Annotated in this window: 13 protein-coding genes and 4 pseudogenes; 6 read left to right on the forward strand and 11 right to left on the reverse strand. The window is 69.5% G+C overall.

Annotation, left to right across the window (positions count from 1 at the left end; translation table 11 throughout):
* Window positions 1-992, forward strand: a 992-nt coding sequence (locus tag C4313_RS07925; protein WP_352429331.1) for a glycoside hydrolase family 99-like domain-containing protein, incomplete at its 5' end; no start/stop codon positions are given.
* Window positions 993-1132: 140 nt separating this feature from the next.
* On the forward strand, window positions 1133-2422 hold the full coding sequence (locus C4313_RS07930; RefSeq protein ID WP_352429332.1) for an MFS transporter: 1290 nt from the start codon (window positions 1133-1135) through the stop codon (window positions 2420-2422).
* Here C4313_RS07930 and cofD read toward each other — a convergent pair.
* Window positions 2419-3372 carry a 2-phospho-L-lactate transferase gene (gene cofD, locus C4313_RS07935; RefSeq protein ID WP_352429333.1) on the reverse strand — a complete coding sequence of 318 codons (954 nt, stop codon included), beginning with the start codon at window positions 3370-3372 and terminating at the stop codon, window positions 2419-2421. The genes C4313_RS07930 and cofD overlap by 4 nt on opposite strands.
* A 123-nt stretch (window positions 3373-3495) precedes the next feature.
* Here cofD and dnaG point away from each other — a divergent pair, with 123 nt between their 5' ends.
* The 3 genes and pseudogenes from dnaG to C4313_RS11695 form a co-directional block, all read left to right on the forward strand.
* Window positions 3496-5460 (forward strand): DNA primase, encoded by a 1965-nt coding sequence (gene dnaG, locus C4313_RS07940; RefSeq protein WP_352429334.1) that lies wholly within the window; start codon window positions 3496-3498, stop codon window positions 5458-5460.
* Window positions 5461-5800: 340 nt separating this feature from the next.
* Window positions 5801-5866 (forward strand): annotated as a pseudogene (locus C4313_RS11690) (sigma-70 factor domain-containing protein); the annotation flags it as partial.
* 453 nt (window positions 5867-6319) lie between these two features.
* A pseudogene (locus C4313_RS11695) lies at window positions 6320-7129 on the forward strand (sigma-70 family RNA polymerase sigma factor); the annotation flags it as partial.
* A gap of 3 nt (window positions 7130-7132) precedes the next feature.
* Here C4313_RS11695 and C4313_RS07950 read toward each other — a convergent pair.
* The 10 genes and pseudogenes from C4313_RS07950 to C4313_RS07995 form a co-directional block, all read right to left on the reverse strand.
* Complete coding sequence (locus C4313_RS07950) at window positions 7133-7972, reverse strand: DegV family protein (protein WP_352429335.1); 840 nt, start codon at window positions 7970-7972, stop codon at window positions 7133-7135.
* Between the two features lie 38 nt (window positions 7973-8010).
* Window positions 8011-9321 carry a phosphopyruvate hydratase gene (eno, locus tag C4313_RS07955; RefSeq protein WP_352429344.1) on the reverse strand — a complete coding sequence of 437 codons (1311 nt, stop codon included), beginning with the start codon at window positions 9319-9321 and terminating at the stop codon, window positions 8011-8013.
* 28 nt (window positions 9322-9349) lie between these two features.
* A complete protein-coding gene (locus tag C4313_RS07960; protein WP_352429336.1) occupies window positions 9350-9832 on the reverse strand; it encodes a flavin reductase family protein in 483 nt (160 codons plus the stop codon).
* Between the two features lie 37 nt (window positions 9833-9869).
* On the reverse strand, window positions 9870-11759 hold the full coding sequence (locus C4313_RS07965; RefSeq protein ID WP_352429337.1) for a glycosyltransferase family 39 protein: 1890 nt from the start codon (window positions 11757-11759) through the stop codon (window positions 9870-9872).
* Window positions 11760-11769: 10 nt separating this feature from the next.
* Window positions 11770-12732, reverse strand: coding sequence for a ribose-phosphate diphosphokinase (locus C4313_RS07970; RefSeq protein WP_352429338.1), 963 nt, complete (start codon window positions 12730-12732; stop codon window positions 11770-11772).
* Between the two features lie 45 nt (window positions 12733-12777).
* On the reverse strand, window positions 12778-13005 hold the full coding sequence (locus C4313_RS07975; RefSeq protein WP_352429339.1) for a histidine phosphatase family protein: 228 nt from the start codon (window positions 13003-13005) through the stop codon (window positions 12778-12780).
* Window positions 13006-13075: 70 nt separating this feature from the next.
* Window positions 13076-13400 (reverse strand): annotated as a pseudogene (locus C4313_RS07980) (histidine phosphatase family protein); the annotation flags it as partial.
* Window positions 13366-15243 carry a glycosyltransferase family 39 protein gene (locus C4313_RS07985; RefSeq protein ID WP_352429340.1) on the reverse strand — a complete coding sequence of 626 codons (1878 nt, stop codon included), beginning with the start codon at window positions 15241-15243 and terminating at the stop codon, window positions 13366-13368. The pseudogene C4313_RS07980 and the gene C4313_RS07985, both read right to left, overlap by 35 nt.
* A gap of 93 nt (window positions 15244-15336) precedes the next feature.
* A complete protein-coding gene (gene lon / locus C4313_RS07990; RefSeq protein WP_352429341.1) occupies window positions 15337-17772 on the reverse strand; it encodes an endopeptidase La in 2436 nt (811 codons plus the stop codon).
* Between the two features lie 34 nt (window positions 17773-17806).
* A complete protein-coding gene (locus tag C4313_RS07995) occupies window positions 17807-19195 on the reverse strand; it encodes a bifunctional folylpolyglutamate synthase/dihydrofolate synthase (protein ID WP_352429342.1) in 1389 nt (462 codons plus the stop codon).
* Window positions 19196-19326: 131 nt separating this feature from the next.
* Between C4313_RS07995 and C4313_RS08000 the strand changes: the two are divergent.
* Window positions 19327-19650: pseudogene (locus C4313_RS08000) on the forward strand (hypothetical protein); the annotation flags it as partial.

Below are 19650 nucleotides of genomic sequence, written 5' to 3' on the forward strand. Positions count from 1 at the left end.
CCCCGGCGCCGGCCCCGCCGGCCCACGCCGTCCATCCGCCGCCGGCGCGGCTGGTCCTCGCCAACTATTTCCCGTGGTATGATCCGGGCACGTGGTCCACCGGCTGCACCTCCGATGCCGATCAACCTCGGGATGGGGTCTATTCCTCGGACGACCCCGGTGTGATCGCCCGCCACATCGCCCAGGCCCGGGCCGCTGGGATCGACGGCTTCGCCGTCCACTGGTTCGCCCCTGGCGACCGGACGGACGCGAACTTTCAAAAGGTGCTCGACCTCTCCCCCGACGGCTTCACGTCGACTGCCACGTTCCTTTATCACATCCTGCCCGGCGCGAACCAGGCCGGGGTGGTTGAGGCCCTGCGCGACTTGATCTCCCGCTACGCCGCCCATCCCCGTTTTCTGCGGGTGGCGGGGCGGCCGGTGATCCTGTTCAGCGACATGTATCGGGTCCCCGACGCCGGCGGCGGCCGGCCCGCCTCGGACCAGGACGTGGCGACCGCGGTGGCCCGCTGGGCAGAGATCCGGCAAGCCGTGGACCCCGAGCACCACACTTGGTGGATCGCTGAGGGGCTGAAGCCGGATTACCTGGCTGTCTTCGACGGCCTCTACGTCTACAAGATCGATCACGCCTGCTGCCCGACCGCCTACCGGGGGGCCTCCCGATGGGCCGGCTGGGTGCGAGACTGGGAGCGCCGGACGGGCCAGCCCAAACTGTGGGTCGGGACGGTGATGCCGGGGTGGGACGACCTCAACTCGGCCCAACCCCACTGTGCGGACCTGCGGGTGAGCAGCGCCCCCTTCGCCCGCGACCGGGAGAATGGAGCGTATTACGCCCGCACCTGGGAGGCGGTGCTCCCCACCCAGCCGGACCTCATCCTGATCCATTCGTTCAACGAGTGGGTGGAGGGGTCCTACATCGAGCCCAGCCTCCGTTTCGGGGACCTCTACCTCCAACTCACCGCCCAGTGGGCGGCGCGCTACAAGGGGCGATGAGGCGGGGGCGATCCGCCGGCCTCGGGACAGTCCGGGTAAACTAGATGGGGATCGGCTTCGGGGGAAGGGCCCTCCCCGCCCTGGAGGCCATCGGGAAAGGCAAGCCCTCCGCGGGCCATCCATCGATCAGGAGGAAGGCCATGCGCACGCCGTGGGCTGTTGCGGTCGTCCTGTTCGCCTTCATGCTGCTCCACCAAACCGACAAGCTCCTCCTGGGTCCCCTGGCCACTGAGATCATGAACACGTTCCACATCGGGGAAGATCTCATGGGTTTGGCCTCGACGGCGGCGTTGCTGGTTGGGCTGTTTCTCTACCCGATGTGGGGCTACCTGGCGGATCGCTTCGCCCGGCCGGCGCTCATCGCCCTGGCTTCTTTCATCTGGGGAGCCACCACATGGCTCAGCGCCGTCGCTCCCACTTACCCCCTGTTCCTGATCACCCGGGCCTCCACCGGCATCGACGACAACGCCTATCCAGGCCTCTACAGCCTGATCTCGGATTATTTCGGCCCTGCCCTCCGCAGCCGGATCTACGGCTTCCTCCAAATGACCGGCCCCGTGGGCTACCTGATGGGCGTGGGGCTGGCCCTGGGCCTCAAGGACCTCATTGGCTGGCGGGCCATCTACCTGATCACCGGGGCCTTGGGCGTGCTGATGGCTTTCGTGATCTGGCGCACCGTCCGGGAGGTCCCCCGGGGGCGGAGCGAGCCCGAACTGGCCGCCCTGGCCGAGGTCCCCGCCTACCGGTTCAACCTCGCCGAGGTGCGCGCCCTCCTGCGCAAGTCCACCTTCCTCTTCCTGGTCACCCAGGGGTTCTTCGGCGTCTTCCCGTGGAATGTGATCTCTTTTTGGTTCTTCCGGTATTTGGAGCGCGAGCGCGGCTACAGCAACGCCCAGATCTTCGCCGTGATGGCCTCGGCGGTGGTGATGATGTCCTTGGGCTATCTGGCCGGCGGGGCGATGGGGGATTGGCTGTTCCGGCGCACCCTGCGGGGTCGATTGATCGTGGCCATGACTGGGGTGCTGGCGGGGGCGGTCCTCCTGGCGATCACCATGTCCGTCCCCCCTTCGGCCTTCGGCGCCTTCTGGGGGATGGTGATCCTGACCGCCTTCGCCATCCCCCTGGCCGCCCCCAACGTCCTGGCCACGGTCTTCGACATCAGCCCGCCGGAGATCCGCTCCTCGGCCCAGGCCCTGGAATCGTTCATTGAGGGCAGCGGGGCCTCCCTGGCGCCCTTCCTGACCGGCCTGCTGGCGGTCCGCACCTCTCTGCACACTGCCATCCTGACGATCTGTGTGGGAGCCTGGCTGCTGTGCGGCGTGCTGTTCGCCCTGGCCATCGCCTCGGCCCCGCGGGACATCCTGGCCCTGCGGGCCGAGCTCCGCACCCGGGCCCTCCAAGCCGTCTCCCCGGGCGGCCAGCCCGGCTAGAGACGTCCCGCCCCGGCGGGCGGATCCCAGGCCGCGACCCAATCCAAGATCTCACGGGCCAGCCGGGCCCGGGCCTCCGGAGATCCGATCACGGTATCGGTGACCAGGGATCGGATCCCTAGCGCGGCGATGGCAGGAGCCAGGGGCGCATCCACCTGGTCCAGGACGAAGCCCTTCAAGAAGGGCAGGTAGCGCTGGGCCACCGTGCGCGCGGAGGGCTCCTCCCCCAGCTCGGCCATCATCTTGGCCGCCGGGCCCTTCAGGGCCTGGCCGCCCAGGATGGGGGACACGGCCACCACGAGGCGCTCCTGCAGCAACGGCACCACCCCCGGCAGGGCCAGGATGGGGCCGATGCTCACATACGGGTTGGAGGGGGCGATCACCACTAGATCCGCCCGCTCCAGGACAGCCCGGGCCTCCGGGGAAAGCTGGGCATGCTCCAGGCCCTCCCAGGCGAAGCCACGGACAGGGGGCTCGCAGCGGCGTCGCACGAAGTATTCCTGGAACGCCAGCCACCCCTCGTCGGTCCGCACCCGCGTCCGCACCGGCTGATCGCTCATCGGCCAGAGGGCGACGGCCACCCCCAGGGCCTGCCGGAGGCGGAGGGCGATCTCGCTCAGGCGCACGCCCTGGCGCCAGAGGAACGTCCGGAAGACATGGGTGGCCAGGTCCCGATCCCCCACCCGGAACCAGGTCTCCCCGCCGTAACGCTCCAGCATCGCCAGGGCGTTCCAGGTGTCCCCTGGGATCCCCCAGCCGGTCTCCGGGTTGGCGATGCCGGCCAGGGTATACAGCACGGTGTCGAAATCCGGGCACACCAAGAGCCCGTGCCACTCGAAGTCGTCCCCCGTGTTGACGATCACCACCAGGTCCTCGGGCGGCATCACGCGGGCGAAGCCATCCGCCATGCGCGCGCCGCCGACCCCTCCGGCCAGGATCACGACCTGCATCGTTCCCCGCCTCCTCCGCCTGTGGGATCGGCCGTCTGGCTTTCCGGGCGCGGATCCGCTATGATGAAAGCGAAAAGCCCGCCACGCCTCGCCAGGCCTCTGCCAGGGAGAGGAGCCTGTCGGATGAGCCTCATCGACGAGATCAAGGCCCGGGTGGACATCGTAGAGGTGATCGGGGAGAGCGTCAAACTCCGGCGCTCGGGGAAGAACTACATCGGGTTCTGCCCCTTCCACCACAACGTGCACACGCCGGCCTTCGTGGTCTTCCCGGATACCCAAACCTGGCGGTGCTTCGGGGCCTGCAACACCGGCGGGGACGTGTTCCACTTTGTGATGAAGCGGGAGGGGGTGACTTTCGCCGAAGCCCTTCGCCGGCTGGCCCAGCGGGCCGGCATCCCCCTGACCGCGACGCCGGAGGCGGAGGCCCAGGAGCAGGAGCGGGCCCGTTTGCGGGAGGCCCTTGCCGCCGCCGCGCTCTTCTACCAGGGCCTGCTGCGGCGGGCCGGCGAGGCGGAGCCGGCCCGGGCCTACCTGGCCGCCCGGGGCCTGACCCCCGAGACCGTCGAGCGCTTCGGGCTGGGCTACAGCCCGCCGGCCTGGCACGCCCTTCTGGATCACCTGCGTCGCCAGGGGTTCACCCTGGAGGAATTGCAGGCCGCCGGCCTGGTGGTGGTCCGCGAGGACGGCACCGCCTTCGATCGGTTCCGGGGGCGCCTGATGATCCCCATCCGGGATCCGCAAGGGCACGTGATCGGCTTTGGGGCCCGGGCCCTGGGGAATGAGGAGCCCAAATATCTGAACTCCCCCCAGACCGCCCTTTTCGACAAAAGCGCGGTCCTCTTCGCCCTGGACCTGGCCCGCCCGGAGATCCGGCGGACCGGCGTGGCGGTGATCGTGGAGGGCTATTTCGACGCCATCATGGCCCACCAGGCCGGCTTCGCCAATGTGGTGGCGGCCATGGGGACCAGCCTGAGCGAGGCGCAACTGCGCCTGCTGGGCCGGATGCTGCTGGGCCTCTCCGGCCGCCCCGGGGGCCCCTCAGTCCCCCGCTTGATCCTGGCGATGGACGCGGATCCGGCGGGGATGCATGCCGTCCTCCGGGGCCTGGCGGCCGCGCGGGCGGCTTTCCCCGAGACCACTCTGGAACTGGGGCCTCAGGGATTGATCCGCCTCAGCGGGCAACTTGGGGTGGATCTGCGAGTGCTGACGCTGCCGGCGGGCGTGGACCCCGACGAGTGGATCCGCCGGGATCCGGAAGCCTGGGCCCGGGCCCTGGCGGCCGCCCGTCCGGTCATCGCCTTCCTGCTGGACTACCTGGCCGCCCAGCACCCCCTGGAGGATCCGAAGGGGAAATCCGCCTTCGTGCGGGAGGTGGTCCCGATCCTGGCGGCGATCCCCGACCCGGTGGAGCGCGATGTCTACATCCAGCAGGCCGCCCGCATGGCCCGCCTGAACGAGCGGGTGCTGCTGGAACTGGTGGCCAGCCAGCGCTACGCGCCCCGTGGGACGAAGGGGGACCGACGGGCGGGGCCGCCGCAGGGGCTCCGCGCCGATCCATCCCGGCCGGGGGTCCCACTCCTCGATTCCGGACGGGAGGCCGAGGCCCTCCTGCTGGCCATCCTTGGCATGGCGCCGGATCTGCTGCCCTACCTGAACGTCCGCTTCGCCGAGCTGGGCCTGGAGCCCCTGTCAGAGGACGATTTCGGCGACACCGCCCATCGGGCCCTCTTCCGGAACCTGTCGGCGTTCGGCCCGGTGGAGGAATGGCCGGAGACCGAGGCGACGGTCCTTCAGGCAGCGTGGGCCGGGCTGATGGAGGGACGGGCCGCAGCGCTGCGCGGGTTCGACCCGGAGGACGAGCGGTGGGCGGAGGAGGCGCTGCGCATCGCCCTCTGGCTCCGCGAGCAGCGCCTGCGCAACATCCTGGAGGAGCTGCAGGGCCTTGCTGACGCGATGCCCGATTGGCCTCCGGGGGAATTCATGGCAAAATGGCAGGCGCTGGCAGAGGAACTGAAGCGGGTTCAGCGCTTCCGCTATCGGCGGATCGAACGCGAGCCGAGGACACTGCGAGCAGAGGAAGAGGCCTGAGGACCCGCCAGGTGTGGAGGGCGGTGGAAGCCCTGTCTTCGGCATCCATATGGACCATCCGGCCAGGCGGCAACTCCCATCCCCCACCCATCCGGGAAAGGAGCGTATGCCGATGTCGCAACAGCCCTGGGAGCCCAACGACGAGACCAAGGGCCTCGAGGAAGAATGGATGGAAGAGGAGGGCCTCCTGGAACTGGAAGAGGAAGAGACCGTCGAGGAGCCGATCCCCGAGGAGCCCGAGGAAGCGGAACTGGAGGAAATCGAGAGCGAGGCCCTGGAGGAGGAGATCGAAGCCCTGGGCGAATGGTGGGGTCCAGAGGTGGCCGAGGACCCGGTGCGCATGTATCTGCGCGAGATCAGCCGGGTCCCCCTCCTGGACCCGGCCCAGGAACTGGACCTGGCCATTCGCTTCCAGGCCCCTCGCGGGCTGGACACGTGGCGGGCCCGTCTCCGCAAACCCTCCCAGGTCGACCTGGCGACAGCGGTCTATCGGGACCTGGTCGAGGCGTGGGGGCAGGCGGTGGAGGCCGCGGCCCGGCTGCACCGTCCGCTGCCGTCCCTGCAGGCCCTGGTCGCCGACGTCTTGCGCCCGATCCCCGAGGCCCGAGCCACCGCCCTGGAGCCCTACCTGGAGCGCCAGCGGAGCGGGCGTCGGTTGGGCGAGCTCCTCCGCCTGCTGGTGCGGATCTACACCGACCTGATCCTGCTCCCCCCGGAGACCCTGCGCTGGCTGGTCGAGCAGGCGGGGGAGGGGCCGCCGCACGCCCTGCGCTGGCCAGGCGAGCGATCGTTCCGGGCCCGTCTGCCGTCGGAGGAGCGGCTCCACCGCTGGTGGCAACACGTGCGCGACCAGGCGGCGGAGGCCCGGTCGTGGCTGATCCGGGCAAACCTGCGGCTGGTGGTCAGCGTGGCCAAGAAATACATCGGCCGGGGGATCTCGTTCCTGGACCTGATCCAAGAGGGGAACCTGGGTCTGCTGCGGGCGGTGGAGAAATTCGACCCCGGGCGGGGCTTCAAGTTCTCCACTTACGCCACCTGGTGGATCCGCCAGGCCATCACCCGGGCCATCGCCGACCAGGCCCGCACCATCCGCATCCCGGTCCACCTGGCGGAGTTCCTCAGCCGCCTGCTGCGGGCGCAACAGAAACTGCAGCAGACCCTGGGGCGGGATCCGACCCCGGAGGAACTGGCGCTGGAACTGAACCTGCTCTCGCCGCAGGAGGTGCTGGAGATCCAGGCGGCGTGGAACGCCAACGTCCCCCTCCCGCCGCACCTGGCCCGCCGGCTGCGGGAGGCCACGCGCAAGGTGGAACGGGCTCTGCGCTGGGCCGCCGAGCCGATGTCCCTGGAGACCCCGGTGGGCGAGGAGGAGGACAGCGAACTGGCCGACTTCATCGAGGACCAGCGGACGCCGAGCCCGATGGAGGAGGCCCACCTCACTATGCTGCGGGAGCAGTTGCGCAAGATCTTGGACACCCTGCCCGAGCGGGAGCGACAGGTGATCGAGGTGCGGTTCGGGCTGAAGGATGGGCGATGGCGGACCTTGGACGAGGTGGGGCAGATGTTCGGGCTGACCCGCGAGCGGATCCGCCAGATCGAGAGCAAGGCGCTGCGCAAGTTGCGGCACCCGCTCTTCAGCCGCAAGCTGCGGGACTATCTGGGATCCTGACCCTTATTCCGCGTAGCAGGCCAACCCCAACCCGCCCGGGCCGGCGTGGGTCGCGACGGCCGGGCCCGCCTCGGCGATGAACAGCTCGGCGGGGCGGAGGGCTTCCTCCAGCGCGCGGGCCATCTCCGCGGCCACCTCGGGCAGGCGGGTGTGCATCACGCCGATCCGGACGTCCCGGCGCCCCCGCGCGTGATCCAGGATCAGGTCCCGTAGCCGGTCGCGAGCCCGCTGGGTGGTCCGCACCCGCTCGTGGGGCGCGATGCGGCCCTCGTGCAGCTTCAGGATCGGCTTCACCTGGAGGAAGTTCCCGATCAGGGTCTGGATGTTGGACACCCGTCCCCCCTTCGCCAGATACTCCAGGGTGTCCAGCACGAAGTAAAAGACGGTGCGCTCCCGCATGAACTCGATCCGCTCGACGATCTCCCACGCCGTGGCCCCCGCCCGCGCCATCCGCGCCGCTTCCAGCACCAGGATCCCCTGGGGGACGGAGATCAGTTGGGTGTCTACCACATGGATCTCGGCCCCGGGAAGCATCTCCCGGGCCGCCACGGCCGATGCGTAGGTCCCGCTCAGGACCGAGGAGAGGTGGAGGGAGACCACCGCCTGTCCCTCCTCGCTCAGCCGCCGGTAGACCTCATAGAAACGGCCGACCGGCGGCTGGGAGGTCTTGGGCAACTCCGGGGACGTGCGCAGGTAATGATAAAAGGTCTCCAGGTCGAGGTCCTCACCCTCGTAGTAAGTGCGCCCCCCCATGTTCACCACGAGGGGCACCACCACGACCCCATACTCTCGGAACCGTTCCGGCGGCAGGTGGGCGCCGCTGTCGGTGACGATACGGACCATCGTCCCTCCTCACATTCGGGAAGCGCCAAGCCTCGGACCTATCCCTGGGCCCAGCCTGGGAAGGCGGAGCGGCCGGCGTAGCGGGCGATCTCCCCCAGTTCCTCCTCGATGCGCAGGAGCCGGTTGTATTTGGCCACCCGATCGCTGCGGCATGGGGCGCCGGTTTTGATCTGCCCGGCGTTCAGGGCCACCGCCAGGTCGGCGATGAAGGTGTCCTCAGTCTCCCCGCTGCGATGGGAGATGATCAAGCCCCAGCCGGCCCGCTGGGCCAGCCGGGCGGCCTGGATGGCCTCGGTGAGGGTGCCGATCTGGTTGACCTTGCACAGCAGGGCGTTGCAGGCCCCCTCGGCGATGGCGCGGCGGAGGCGGGCCACGTTGGTCACCAACAGGTCGTCCCCCACCAACTGGACGCTGTCGCCCACCCGCCGGCGGAGCAGCCGCCAGCCCTCCCAGTCGTCCTCCGCCATGCCGTCCTCCAGGGAGAGGATGGGGTATTGCTCGATCCAGCGAGCATAGAGGTCGGCCAGCTCCGGCGCCCGCAGCGTCCGCCCTTCCTTCCGCAGCACGTAAAGGCCGTCCTGATAGAACTCGCTGGCTGCCGCGTCCAGGCCCAGGGCGATCTGCTCCCCGGGCGTGTAGCCGGCGGCCGCGATGGCCTCCAGGATCAGTTCGATGGCCTCCTGGTTGGATCGGAGGTTGGGGGCGAAGCCGCCCTCGTCGCCCACGTTGGTGCTGTAGCCGCGCTTCTTGAGGACCCTCTTCAGATGATGATAAACCTCGGCGCCCCAGCGGAGGGCCTCGGCGAAGGAAGAGGCCCCCACCGGGAGGATGAGGAACTCCTGGAGGTCGGCGGAGTCGTCGGCGTGCTTGCCGCCGTTGAGGATGTTCATCATGGGCACTGGCAACACCCGCGCCTCAACGCCCCCTAGGTAGCGATAGAGGGGCAGCCCCAGGGAGGCGGCCGCCGCCGCCGCCACCGCCAGGCTGACCCCTAGGATGGCGTTGGCCCCCAATTCCCGCTTGTTCTCTGTCCCATCCAGGCGGATCAAGGCCTCGTCGATCCCCACCTGGTCCAGGGCGTCCCAGCCCACCAGTTCTTCGGCGATCCGCGTGTTGACGTTCTCCACCGCCCGGAGCACCCCCTTCCCCAGATAGCGCCCCGGATCCTCGTCGCGCAGTTCCCAGGCCTCGTGGGCCCCGGTGCTGGCCCCGGAGGGGACCGCCGCCCGCCCCACGGTGCCGTCCGCCAGCACCACCTCCACTTCCACCGTCGGGTTGCCGCGGGAGTCCAGGATCTCCCGCGCCCGCACCGCCTCGATGCGCGTCGGGAAGTCCAGCCCTCGGGCCATCGTCTGCGCCTCCGCCTCGCTGTCGGTTTCATCCGCCATAATACCAGCCGGTCTCCCACATCACCAGAGGCTTGGCCTCGGGATCCCGCAGGCCTGCGTGGACGACCTCCGCGACAAAGACGGTGTGATCCCCGCGCCGCACCGCGTCGGTGACGCGGGCCTCGAACCAGGCGGGCAGATCCACCAGGAGGGGGGCGCCGGTGGCCGGCCCGCGTTCGAAGGCGTAGCCGTTCAACCGTCCCTCCTCGACCCGGGTGGGACGGAAGAAGGCGGCGGCGATCTCCTTCTGGCCGGCCCCCAGGATGTTGACGGCGAAGGCCCCCGTCCGCTCGATGAGGGCATGCAGGTGGCTGTCCTTCTTGATCCCCACCATCACCAGGGGAGGCTGGAAAGAGGCCTGGGAGAGCCAGTTCACTGTCCCCGCAGCCACCTCCTCCCCGTCGGCCGCCGTCAGCACGTAGAGTCCGTAGGTGATCAGGCGCAGCGTCCGCTTGCGGACCTCCGGATCCATCGCCTCCTCCCTTCCCCAAAGGATCTGTGGCTCCATTTTATCGCGTGGCCGCGCCCTCCGGCGCCGGGGCCACCTGGATGGCGGCCACCGTCCACGCATCGCCCAAGGGCACGCTTCCCTGGAAAGCCGGGAGGCGGGCCCCATCCGGGCCGTAAAGGCCCAAGGTGAGCCGATAGGAGCCCGGCGCCAGCCCAGGAGGTAGCCACACGCCATAGCGATCCTCCAGGGACTCCCCCGGACGCCAGGTGACGGTCGGGCGGCGCCATCCCACCGGTTCCCGGTCGGTCTGGGCCACCGGGCGTCCCTCCGGCCCCACCAGGTGCACGAAGACCTTGTAACGGATGGGGATGGGAGTCAAGGCCCGCCAGCGGATCTGGAGGCCGAGCACATCCCCCGGGTGCAGCCGGGTGGTGGTGAGGCCGTAGGCTTCCACCGCGATGGCCTCCCCGAACCGCACGCCGGGATCCGGGCTCGGGCGCGGCATCCCCAGGCCGTAAACGACGAAGCGGAGGCGGCCCACCCACTGCTCCGCAGCCCGGAAGCCCCGCGCGTCCAGCCAGGCCTCGAGACGGCCTGCAGGATCCGCCTCCCGCTCCCCATACCAGATCACGAACAGCCGGGCCCGGCCGGCCAGGGCCGGCGCCAGCGTCCGCTCGATCTCCTCCTCGTCCAAAGGCCGCGAAGCCGGCGCGGGGACCAGGGGGGCGTCCGGCCAGTAATATCCGAAGACGTCCGCCTGGCCCGGGGCGTAGAGCAAGATCCCATCGTTCGGCCGGATCAACGCCGCCAGGCTCCGGGCCAGGCCCCGGTAATCATCCCGCGCGAACCGGGGATCCATGTAGAGGGCCCGCAGGCTGATGCTCAGGGGAAAGGCCGTGATGGCGATCCCCAAGGCCATCCCCAACGGCCCGATCCGCGCCCAACGCCCGAAAGCCGTCATGCCGCCGGCCCACAGGGCAGCGAAGGCCGGAAGGGAGGCCATGAAGAATTTCAGGTTGGGCTCGCGATAGCCGCCGCGGGCCAGGACCAAGGTGATGGGGCTGATGAGGAGCAGGAGTGCTGCCCCGAGGGCATCCCGCCGATCCCGCAGGCGGAGCCAGGCCAGGCCCACGACCGCCCATGGGAGGAAGAACAGGCCAGAAGGGACCTCCGGCGGCAGGGTCAGCCCGGCGCCCAGGGTCCGGAGGATGGTCCAGAGGGCCTGGGGGATGGGGGCCGGGGCCGGGGCAGGCCAGCGGCGCAGCTGCGCGATGGCCACCGGGGCCCAAGGGAGGAACAGCAGCCCGATCCAGGCCTGCAGGCCCAGCCAGCGGAGGAGCCGCCGAAGCCGTCGGCGGCGCCCGGCCCCACTGGCCATCCCCAGGAAATGGGCGGCCGGGACGGCCGGGAAGACATAATGGGTATACCATCCGGCCAGGCCGGTGAGGAGGAGGGCGAGGGCTACGCGGGGCCGCGGGCGCCGCAGCCACGTCCACCAGAAGAGCGTGTGGAGGGCCGCCCACAGGCCGAGGAGGGTATACATCCGGACCTCCTGGGCGTAGTAGACGGCGAAAGGGTGGACGGCCATGAGGGCCATGGCCCAGAGGCCGGCCCGCCGGCCGAACCACCGGCCGGCGAGGGCGCCTGTGGCGGCGACCAACAGCACGCCGCCTATGGCCGAGAGCGCCCGCATCGCGAACACCGAGCGGCCCGCGGCTCCCATCCACGCGTGGAGGAGCAGGTAATACAGCGGGGGATGGATGTCCTGGGCCGCTCCCTCCAGGATCCGTCGCAGCGGCCCCTCGCTGAGGCGGGCGGAAGCGCCCTCGTCATACCACAGGCTCTGGGCCTCCAGGCGGTAAAAGCGGAGGCCCAGCGCTGCCGTCAGCAACGCCAGCCCGACCCCGCGCAGGGCCCACCGCCCCGGGCGGCCGCTCCCCTTGGACATCGGGTCTCCCTCACTCGCTGAAGAGCTGGCCCACCGAACGCCCCTCGTGGATGCGCCGGATGACTTCGGCCAGCATCGGCCCGACGGAGAGCACCGTCATGTTGGGGAGGCGTTTGTGCGGGGGGATCGGGATGGTGTTGGTGCAGATGATCTCCTTCAGCGGCAGCGCCCGCAGGCGGTCCACCGCTGGTCCGGAGAGGACGGCGTGGGTGAAGCAGAGATAGATCTCCACCGCGCCCTCTTCCTTTAACACCCGCACGGCCCCGCTCACCGAGCCGGCTGTGTCCACCTCATCGTCCACCAGGATCACCCGTTTGCCCGCCACCTCCCCGATCACTGTCAAGGCGTCCGTGTGGGTCCCTGCCCGGCGTTTCTCCACGAAGGCGATGGGCAGGTTGAGTTTGGCGGCGTAGTTGCGGGCCTTCTTGGCGAACCCCAGGTCAGCGGCCACCACCACCGTGTCCTCAGGTGAGAACTCCTTCTCCAGAAGGTAATCGCTCAGCAGGTGGAAGGCGGTCAGTTCGTCGCCCGGGATGTTGAAGAAGCCCTGGATCTGGCTGGCGTGAAGGTCGATGGTCACCCAGCGGTCCGCGCCGGCCACGGCGATGAAATCCGCCACCAGCCGGGCGGTGATGGGCACGCGCGGCTGGTCCTTCTTGTCGCTGCGGGCGTAGGCCAGGTAGGGGATCACCGCGGTGATGCGGCCGGCGTTGGCCCGCTTGATGGCATCCAGCAAGATGAAGAGCTCCATCAGGTTGTAGTTGACCGGCGAGGCGGTGCTCTGGATGACGAAGACGTCCTGTCCCCGGACGCTGGCCAGCAGCCGCACGAAGATGTTCTCGTTGGGGAAGACGATGATCTCGCGGGGGAGCAAGGGGACGCCCAGGCATTGGGCGATCTCCTCCGCCAGTTCCGGATGGCCGGAACCCGCCACCAGGACCAGGTCCCCATAGCGCCACGACGGGGTCGGCATGTGTCGGAACCTCCTCTCCGGGAAAGGTGTCCGGTCCCCCCGTTATCATATACCGGGTTTGCGGACCTCGTCCGCCGGATCGTCCAGATGGCATGTGTCGTTCAACACCTGCACCACCCAACGCCCGTCCCGGAAGACCAGTTCGGTCAGGGAGGCGTTGTCGAAGCGGAAAGGGGAGCGCACCTCCAGGGGCAGCCCGAGCCAGCGCCGGAAGAAGATGCTGAAGGTACCGCTGTGGGCCACGATGGCCAGGATCGGCTCCGGCCGGGCCATGGCGGCTTCCGGCCGCCCAGACCCGCTCGGCGAAGGCCGCCCGGGGCTCGACGCCTTCGATCTCCGCCGTGGGGTCCTGTTCCAGCGACCGCCAGGCCCGTTCGAAGGCGGCCGCCTCCTCCCCGGTCCGCCCTTGGAAGGGCCCCATCCCTCGCTCCTTCCGGCGCTCGTCGACCTCCACCGGAACGCCCCAGGCCTGCGCGAGGATCTGGGCGGTCTCATAAGCCCGCCACAGCGGGCTGCAGCGGCACATCGGCCCAGCCCTGGATGCGACCCTGGGCGTTCCAGGCGGTGCGGCCATGCCGGATCAACCACAGCCGCTCGGCCATGGGCCTCGTCCCTCCATGCTCACCAGAGGATTCACGGCAAGTGGACCGATCCCAGGACCACCCCATCGGCCGGAGGCGCTACGCCGCGCACCCGCCAGCGGGCCCCGGAGGACGGGTCGTAGAGCCCCACGCGGACGCGGTAGGTTCCATGCCGATCCGGCGGCACGCGGATGCGGGTGAACACCGGATACACATGCTGAGGTGGCCAGCGGTCGATGGGGACCAGATCGTTGGGCAACGGCCCGTCCTGTTGGGCGACCAGACGGCCGGCGTCGTCCAGGAGATGCACGAAAACCCGGGGAGCGGCGGGGACCTCCCCCACGCGCGCCCACCACACGGTCACGCCCAGCACATCCCCCGGCCAGCGGGGCGGGCGGAGGTGGAACCCGCGCAAGGCGATCTTCCCCTCAAAGTCGGCCTGGAGCGGCGAGAGGGGGCGGGGGCGGAAAGGGGGCCATGTTTCGTAGTAAGCGACCCACACGGATCCGAAGGCCTGCCCGCCGACTTCGAATCCGTTCGCCAGCAGCAAGCCATCGAACAGCCGCAGCGGATCCACCACCTCCTGTTGCCAGCCGATCAGCCAGATCCGCCATGGCCCTTCCCCAGGGCCCGATTCCTGCTGCCATTCCTCCAGTTGGCGGCGGACCTCTTCCTCGTCCCAGAGGGGCTCGGTGGGGCCCATGCGGAGCGGGAAAGGGACCCGCAGGCGCTCCCAGTAATATTCCACGGCCCAATTGGCCCGCAGGGCGAGGGCAATTTCCCCGGGCCGCATCTGACGGGCCACGTGGGCCACCACCTCCCGATAAGGGTCTCGCCCCCGCCCCGGATCCTGCCCCAGGGCCCGCCAGGGGCCGAGGGAGAGAATCCCGATGGAGAGCCACAACAGAAGGCTCAGGCCCCGGACGTGGGACCTCTGGAGGCCGACGGCTGTTCCGCCCCCCACCCCCAGGGCCCAGAAGGCCCAGAGGAAGATGGCATAGCGCGGATGGAAAAGGGCGAAGCGAGGGAAGAGGAAGACGAGGGCTGCCAGCATGAGGCCGAGGCTGCCCAGGGTCACCGCCGCCCAGCGCCATCGGAGGCTCCCTCCTCCGAAGAGGGCCCCGAGGGCCAGGGCCAGCGCCGGGATCCAAAGGGCTGCCCTTGGCCAGAACCCCTGGGCGAGCCCGGCCAGCACCCCCGGGATGGTCGTCGGAGGATGGAGGAAAGCCTCCGGCTGGAGGAAGCGCTGGCGGGCGAACACGAGCCAAGGGCCCACCAGGATCCCCAGGCCGATCAAACTCCATCCCCAGCGTCGTAGGCGCGCGGCGCGCTCCGTCCGAGAGGCCAGTCCCCACCCCCCCAAGGCCGTGGCCATCGCCGCCACGGGGAAGAGGCCGTAGTAGTGGGTGAGGGTCACTCCCGCGGAGAGCAGGGTCCAGAGGGCATAGCGGAAGGGGGTGGGGCGTCGGAGGGCGGCTTCCATCGCCCCCAAAGCCGCCAAGGCCCCCGCCGCCAGCATCGCATACATACGGGCTTCCTGGACATAGTAAAACCAAAAAGGAGAGACCATGGCGGGGAAGATGGCCAGGGTGCCTGCCAGCGGTCCCCAGCCCCATGTCGCCAACCGCCAGAGAAGGGCCAGGGTCAGCACCCCAAAGGCCATCGAGGGCCACCGCAGCGCCCACTCGCTGTCCCCCGCAACCCGGATCCAGAAATGAAGCCCAAGGTAGTAGAGAAAAGGGCTCCGGTCGGCTGCCGTGGCCGTCAGCATCTCGGGGATCGGCATGCGGGCCAGATGCCACGACCAGCCCTCATCGAACCAGAGGGAGGGCTGGTGCAGGCGATCGGAAAAAAGAAAAGCGGCCAGCCCCAGGAGGAGGACGGGCCATCCCAGCCGCTTCCATCCGGGCTCGGTCGCTATCTTTCCCATGGGCTATGGCGGAGCGGCCGTGCCTGGCGAAATCGGGCTCATCGGTGCGCCGTTCCGAGCTCGGGCCATCGGCCCTCGGGAGGCCCCAGCCGGTCAGCGGCCGGCCCGCCGCTTCGCGGCGCTGGTCGTGCGCGCCAAGCCAGGGAGGGGGCGGGCCAGGGCGGCCTGGAGCACCTCGTCCATTGTCTCCACGAAGATCAGGGTCATCCCCCGGATCTCCCGCCGGGGCAACTCCACCAGATCGCGTTGGTTTTTCTTGGGCAGGATCACCCGCTTGATGCCAGCGCGATGGGCGGCCAGGACCTTCTCTTTCAACCCACCGATGGGCAGCACCCGCCCCCGCAGGGTGATCTCCCCGGTCATGGCCGTGTCCCGGCGCACGGGGATGCCGGTGAACGCAGAGACCAGCGCGGTGGCGATGGTGATGCCCGCCGAGGGGCCGTCCTTTGGGATGGCGCCTTCCGGGACGTGGACGTGCACATCGGTCTTCTCGAAGCGCTTGGGGCGGATGCCGAACTGCCGCGCCCGGGAGCGGAGATAACTCATAGCCGCCTGGGCCGACTCCTGCATCACCTCTCCCAACTGCCCGGTGAGCAGCAACACCCCCTTCCCGTCCATCAAGGTGACCTCCACCGGCATCACCTCGCCGCCGGCCTCCGTCCAGGCCAGGGCCATGGCCACGCCCACCTGGTCGGTCTCCTCGGCCCGACCGTAGTCGTAGCGCGGCGGGCCGAGGTAGCGCTCCAGGGCCGCGGCGGTGACCACGGAGCGGTAAGGCTTGCCCTCGGCCACCAGGCGGGCTGTCTTGCGGCAGATGGCTGCGATCTCCCGCTCCAGGTTGCGCACCCCCGCCTCAGAGGTGTATTCGCGGATGATGCGGCGCAGGGCGGCATCAGTGATCTTCAGCGGGATGTTCTGCAACCCGTTCTCCTCCAGTTGGCGGGGGATCAAGAAGCGGCGGGCGATCTGCACCTTCTCGCCCTCGGTGTAGCCCGGGAACTCAATGACCTCCAGCCGATCCCGCAAGGCCGGCGGCACGGTGTCCAGGATGTTGGCGGTGGTGATGAACAGGACCTTGGACAGGTTGTAAGGGATCTCCAGGTAGTGATCGGAGAAGGCATGGTTCTGCTCAGGGTCCAACACCTCCAAGAGGGCCGCTGCGGGATCTCCCCGGAAGTCGACCCCGATCTTGTCGATCTCGTCCAGCATGAAGACGGGGTTGATGGTCCCCGCCCGGGCCATGCCCTGGAGGATCCGCCCGGGCAACGCCCCGATATAGGTGCGCCGGTGGCCCCGGATCTCCGCCTCGTCGTGGATGCCTCCCAGCGAGACCCGAACGAAGCGGCGGCCGAGGGCCTCGGCGATGGCCTTGCCCAGGGAGGTCTTGCCAGTCCCCGGCGGTCCCACGAAGCACAAGATGGGGCTGCGGCTGCGCTCCCCGGCCAGTTTGCGCACTGCGAGGAACTCCAGGATCCGCTCCTTGGCCTTCTTCAGTCCGTAGTGATGCCGCTCCAACACCGCCGCAGCATGGGCGATGTCCAGGTTGTCCTCGGTCTCCTCGGTCCAGGGCAGCTCCAGGATCCAGTCGATGTAGGTGCGGACGATGCTGACCTCAGGAGAGAGGGGCGGCATCTGGGCCAGGCGATTGAGTTCCTTCTCGGCCCGGGCTCGCACCTCCTCCGGGAGGTTCTTGGCCTCCAGCCGCTCCCGGAGCTCGTTGATCTCCTGCATATAAACGTCGGCCTCGCCCAGTTCATGCTGGATGGCCTTCATTTGCTCCCGGAGGTAGAACTCCCGCTGCGTGCGGTCCACCTCCTGTTGCACCTGGGCTTGGATCTTGCTCTCCAGTTCCAACACATCGAGGAGGCGAGCCAGCAGGATCGAGAGACGAAGCAGGCGGGCCGAAGGCTCGACGATCTCCAGCAACTCCTGGCGCTCGGCTGTCTTGAGGCTCAATGTGCTGGCGATCAGGTCGGCCAGCCAGCCGGGCTCGTCGATGTTCACGGCGAAGACGTAGGCGTCCTCCGGGACGGTCCGGTCCAACTGGACCACCCGCTCGAACTGGGAGAGGACGGCCCGCATGAGGGCCTCGGTGGCCGGCGGGCGGTCCGTCCGTTCGGAGATCAGACGGACCCGGGCCCGTAGATACGGCTCCCGCTGGGTGAACTCCAGGATCTGGGCCCGCTGCTGGCCCTGCACCAGGACGCTGGTGGTCCCGTCAGGCATCCGCAGGACGCGCGCCACGGAGACGAGGGTCCCCATCGTATACAGATCCTCGGGGGCCGGGTCCTCCACCGCCTCGTCCCGCTGGGTCACGACCACCAGGGGCTCCTCCCGCTGGACCGCCGCCTCCACGGCCCGCAGGGACTTGTCCCGGCCGACGTTCAGCGGTGTGACCATGCGGGGGAAGACCACCGTGTCCCGCAAGGGCAGGATGGCCGCCTCCAAGGCGGCCTCGCCCTCCTCCACGGTCCGCTCCCAGGCCATTCGGCTCCGGCTTTCCTCTTCGGGCTCCCATCGCGCATCCATGCGCGCCCCACCTCCCTTCGGACAACCGCCGGGTTCATGCTAACACGGAACCCGGTTCCCGCCCCCGCCTCAGCGCCCGCCCACCCGGATCCCGACGGGGTCGACCTCGAGCGCCGGCCATCCGTTCCAGGCGGCCCACGCCTCGCGGGCCTCGGCGACCACGAAGAGGGAACCGGTGACCAGGACCGGGGCATCTCCCTTCAGGGCCTGGGCCAGAGCGGTGGCCACCTCCCCCACGGCTGGCCCAGAGAGGCCCAGGGGAGCGGCGGCATGGGCCAAGCCGATCCGGATCGGCGGCCCGGGGATGCCGGGAACGGGTGAACCAAACAGCGGCGATCAACGGGCGCAGGGGGGCGAGGATCCTTTCCACCGGCTTGTCCCTCGAGGCCCCAAAGACCAGGTGCCACCGCCGACCCGGGAAGACCTCGGCGAGGGTCTCCGCCAGCCGCGCCGCCGAGGCCTCGTTATGGGCGCCGTCCAGGACCAGGGGCGGCTCCACCCGCAACACCTCGAAACGCCCCGGCCAGCGGACCCGCTCCAGCCCTTCCCGGAGCGCGGCATCGGAGAGGGCCCAGCCCTGGGCGCGCAACAGCCGAGCGGCGGCCACCGCCAGCGCGGCGTTCTCCCACTGGTGCCGGCCCAGCAACGGGAGGCGCACCGACCATCGCGTGCCATCGGGGGCCACGATCTCCCCTTGCTGTCCGGTCGCGGTGATGACCTGGGGGCCCATGCGCCAGCCTTCCAGCGAGAACAAAGGGACGTCACGTTCGGCGGCCACCTGCCGGAGCACCGCCATCGCCTCCTCGGGCTGGGGAGCGGTCACCGCCGGGACGCCCGGCTTCATGATCCCGGCCTTCTCGAAGGCGATGTGCGCAAGGGTGGGCCCCAGGATCTCCGTATGGTCCAGGCTCAACGCGGTGATGAGGCAAACCGAGGGCTCCACCACATTGGTGGAATCCAGGCGGCCGCCCAACCCCACCTCCACCACGGCCACCTCGACGCCGGATTCAGCGAAGTAGAGAAACCCCATGGCTGTCAGGATGTCGAAGACAGTCAGGGCCGGGTCCGCTTCGACAGCCGGTCGGAGGCGGTCGAGGAGGTCCACCACCGCCTCCAGGGGGATCGGCCTCCCATCGACCTGGATGCGCTCGCGCATGGTGTGCAGGTGGGGGGAGGTATACAGGCCCGTGTGATAGCCGGCGGCCTGCAGGATGGCCGCCGTCATGGCAGCCGTGGAGCCCTTGCCCTTCGTCCCCGCGATGTGGACCACCGCGTAGCGGCGATGGGGATCGCCCAGCCGCCCCAGGAGATGGCGGATGGGCTCCAGACAGAAGGCCTCCGGCATCCGGGGCTGTCGCCCTTCGAAATCGGCCCGCCCAAACAGCCAGTTCAGCGCCTCGACATAGGCCTTCTCTGCGCGCACGGAAAGCACTGCTCCGTTCAGGGTCCAGGGGACTTCATTGTAACGTCCATCCGCCGCCCCTGCGCCTGGCTGCAGCGGTGCGCACATGCTATCATTTTATATGGAGGCGATTCGATCCCCAGGGGAGTTCGATGGCCTTCACGTTGCGGGATTTTGGGGACCTGTTGCGGATCCTGGACCGGCATCCGGAGTGGCTGGAGGCGCTGCGCCAGCGGCTGCTGACGGAGGAACTGCTGGCGACGCCGAAGGCGTTGCGCACCCTCTCCCGGCGCTGGGGGCGGGTGGAGAAGGCGCTGGGGGCACTGGTCGAGGCCCAGCGGCGGACGGAACAGGCCCTGGCCGCCTTGACGGAGGCTCAGCAACGCACCGAGCGGGCGCTGGCAGAACTGGCCGAAGCCCAGCGGCGGAGCGACGCCGCCTTCGAGGCCTTCCGCGCTGAGGCCGATCGCCGTCTC

Origin of the sequence: Thermoflexus sp., from assembly GCF_040289485.1 — a bacterium.
Taxonomy (GTDB): Bacteria; Chloroflexota; Anaerolineae; order Thermoflexales; family Thermoflexaceae; genus Thermoflexus.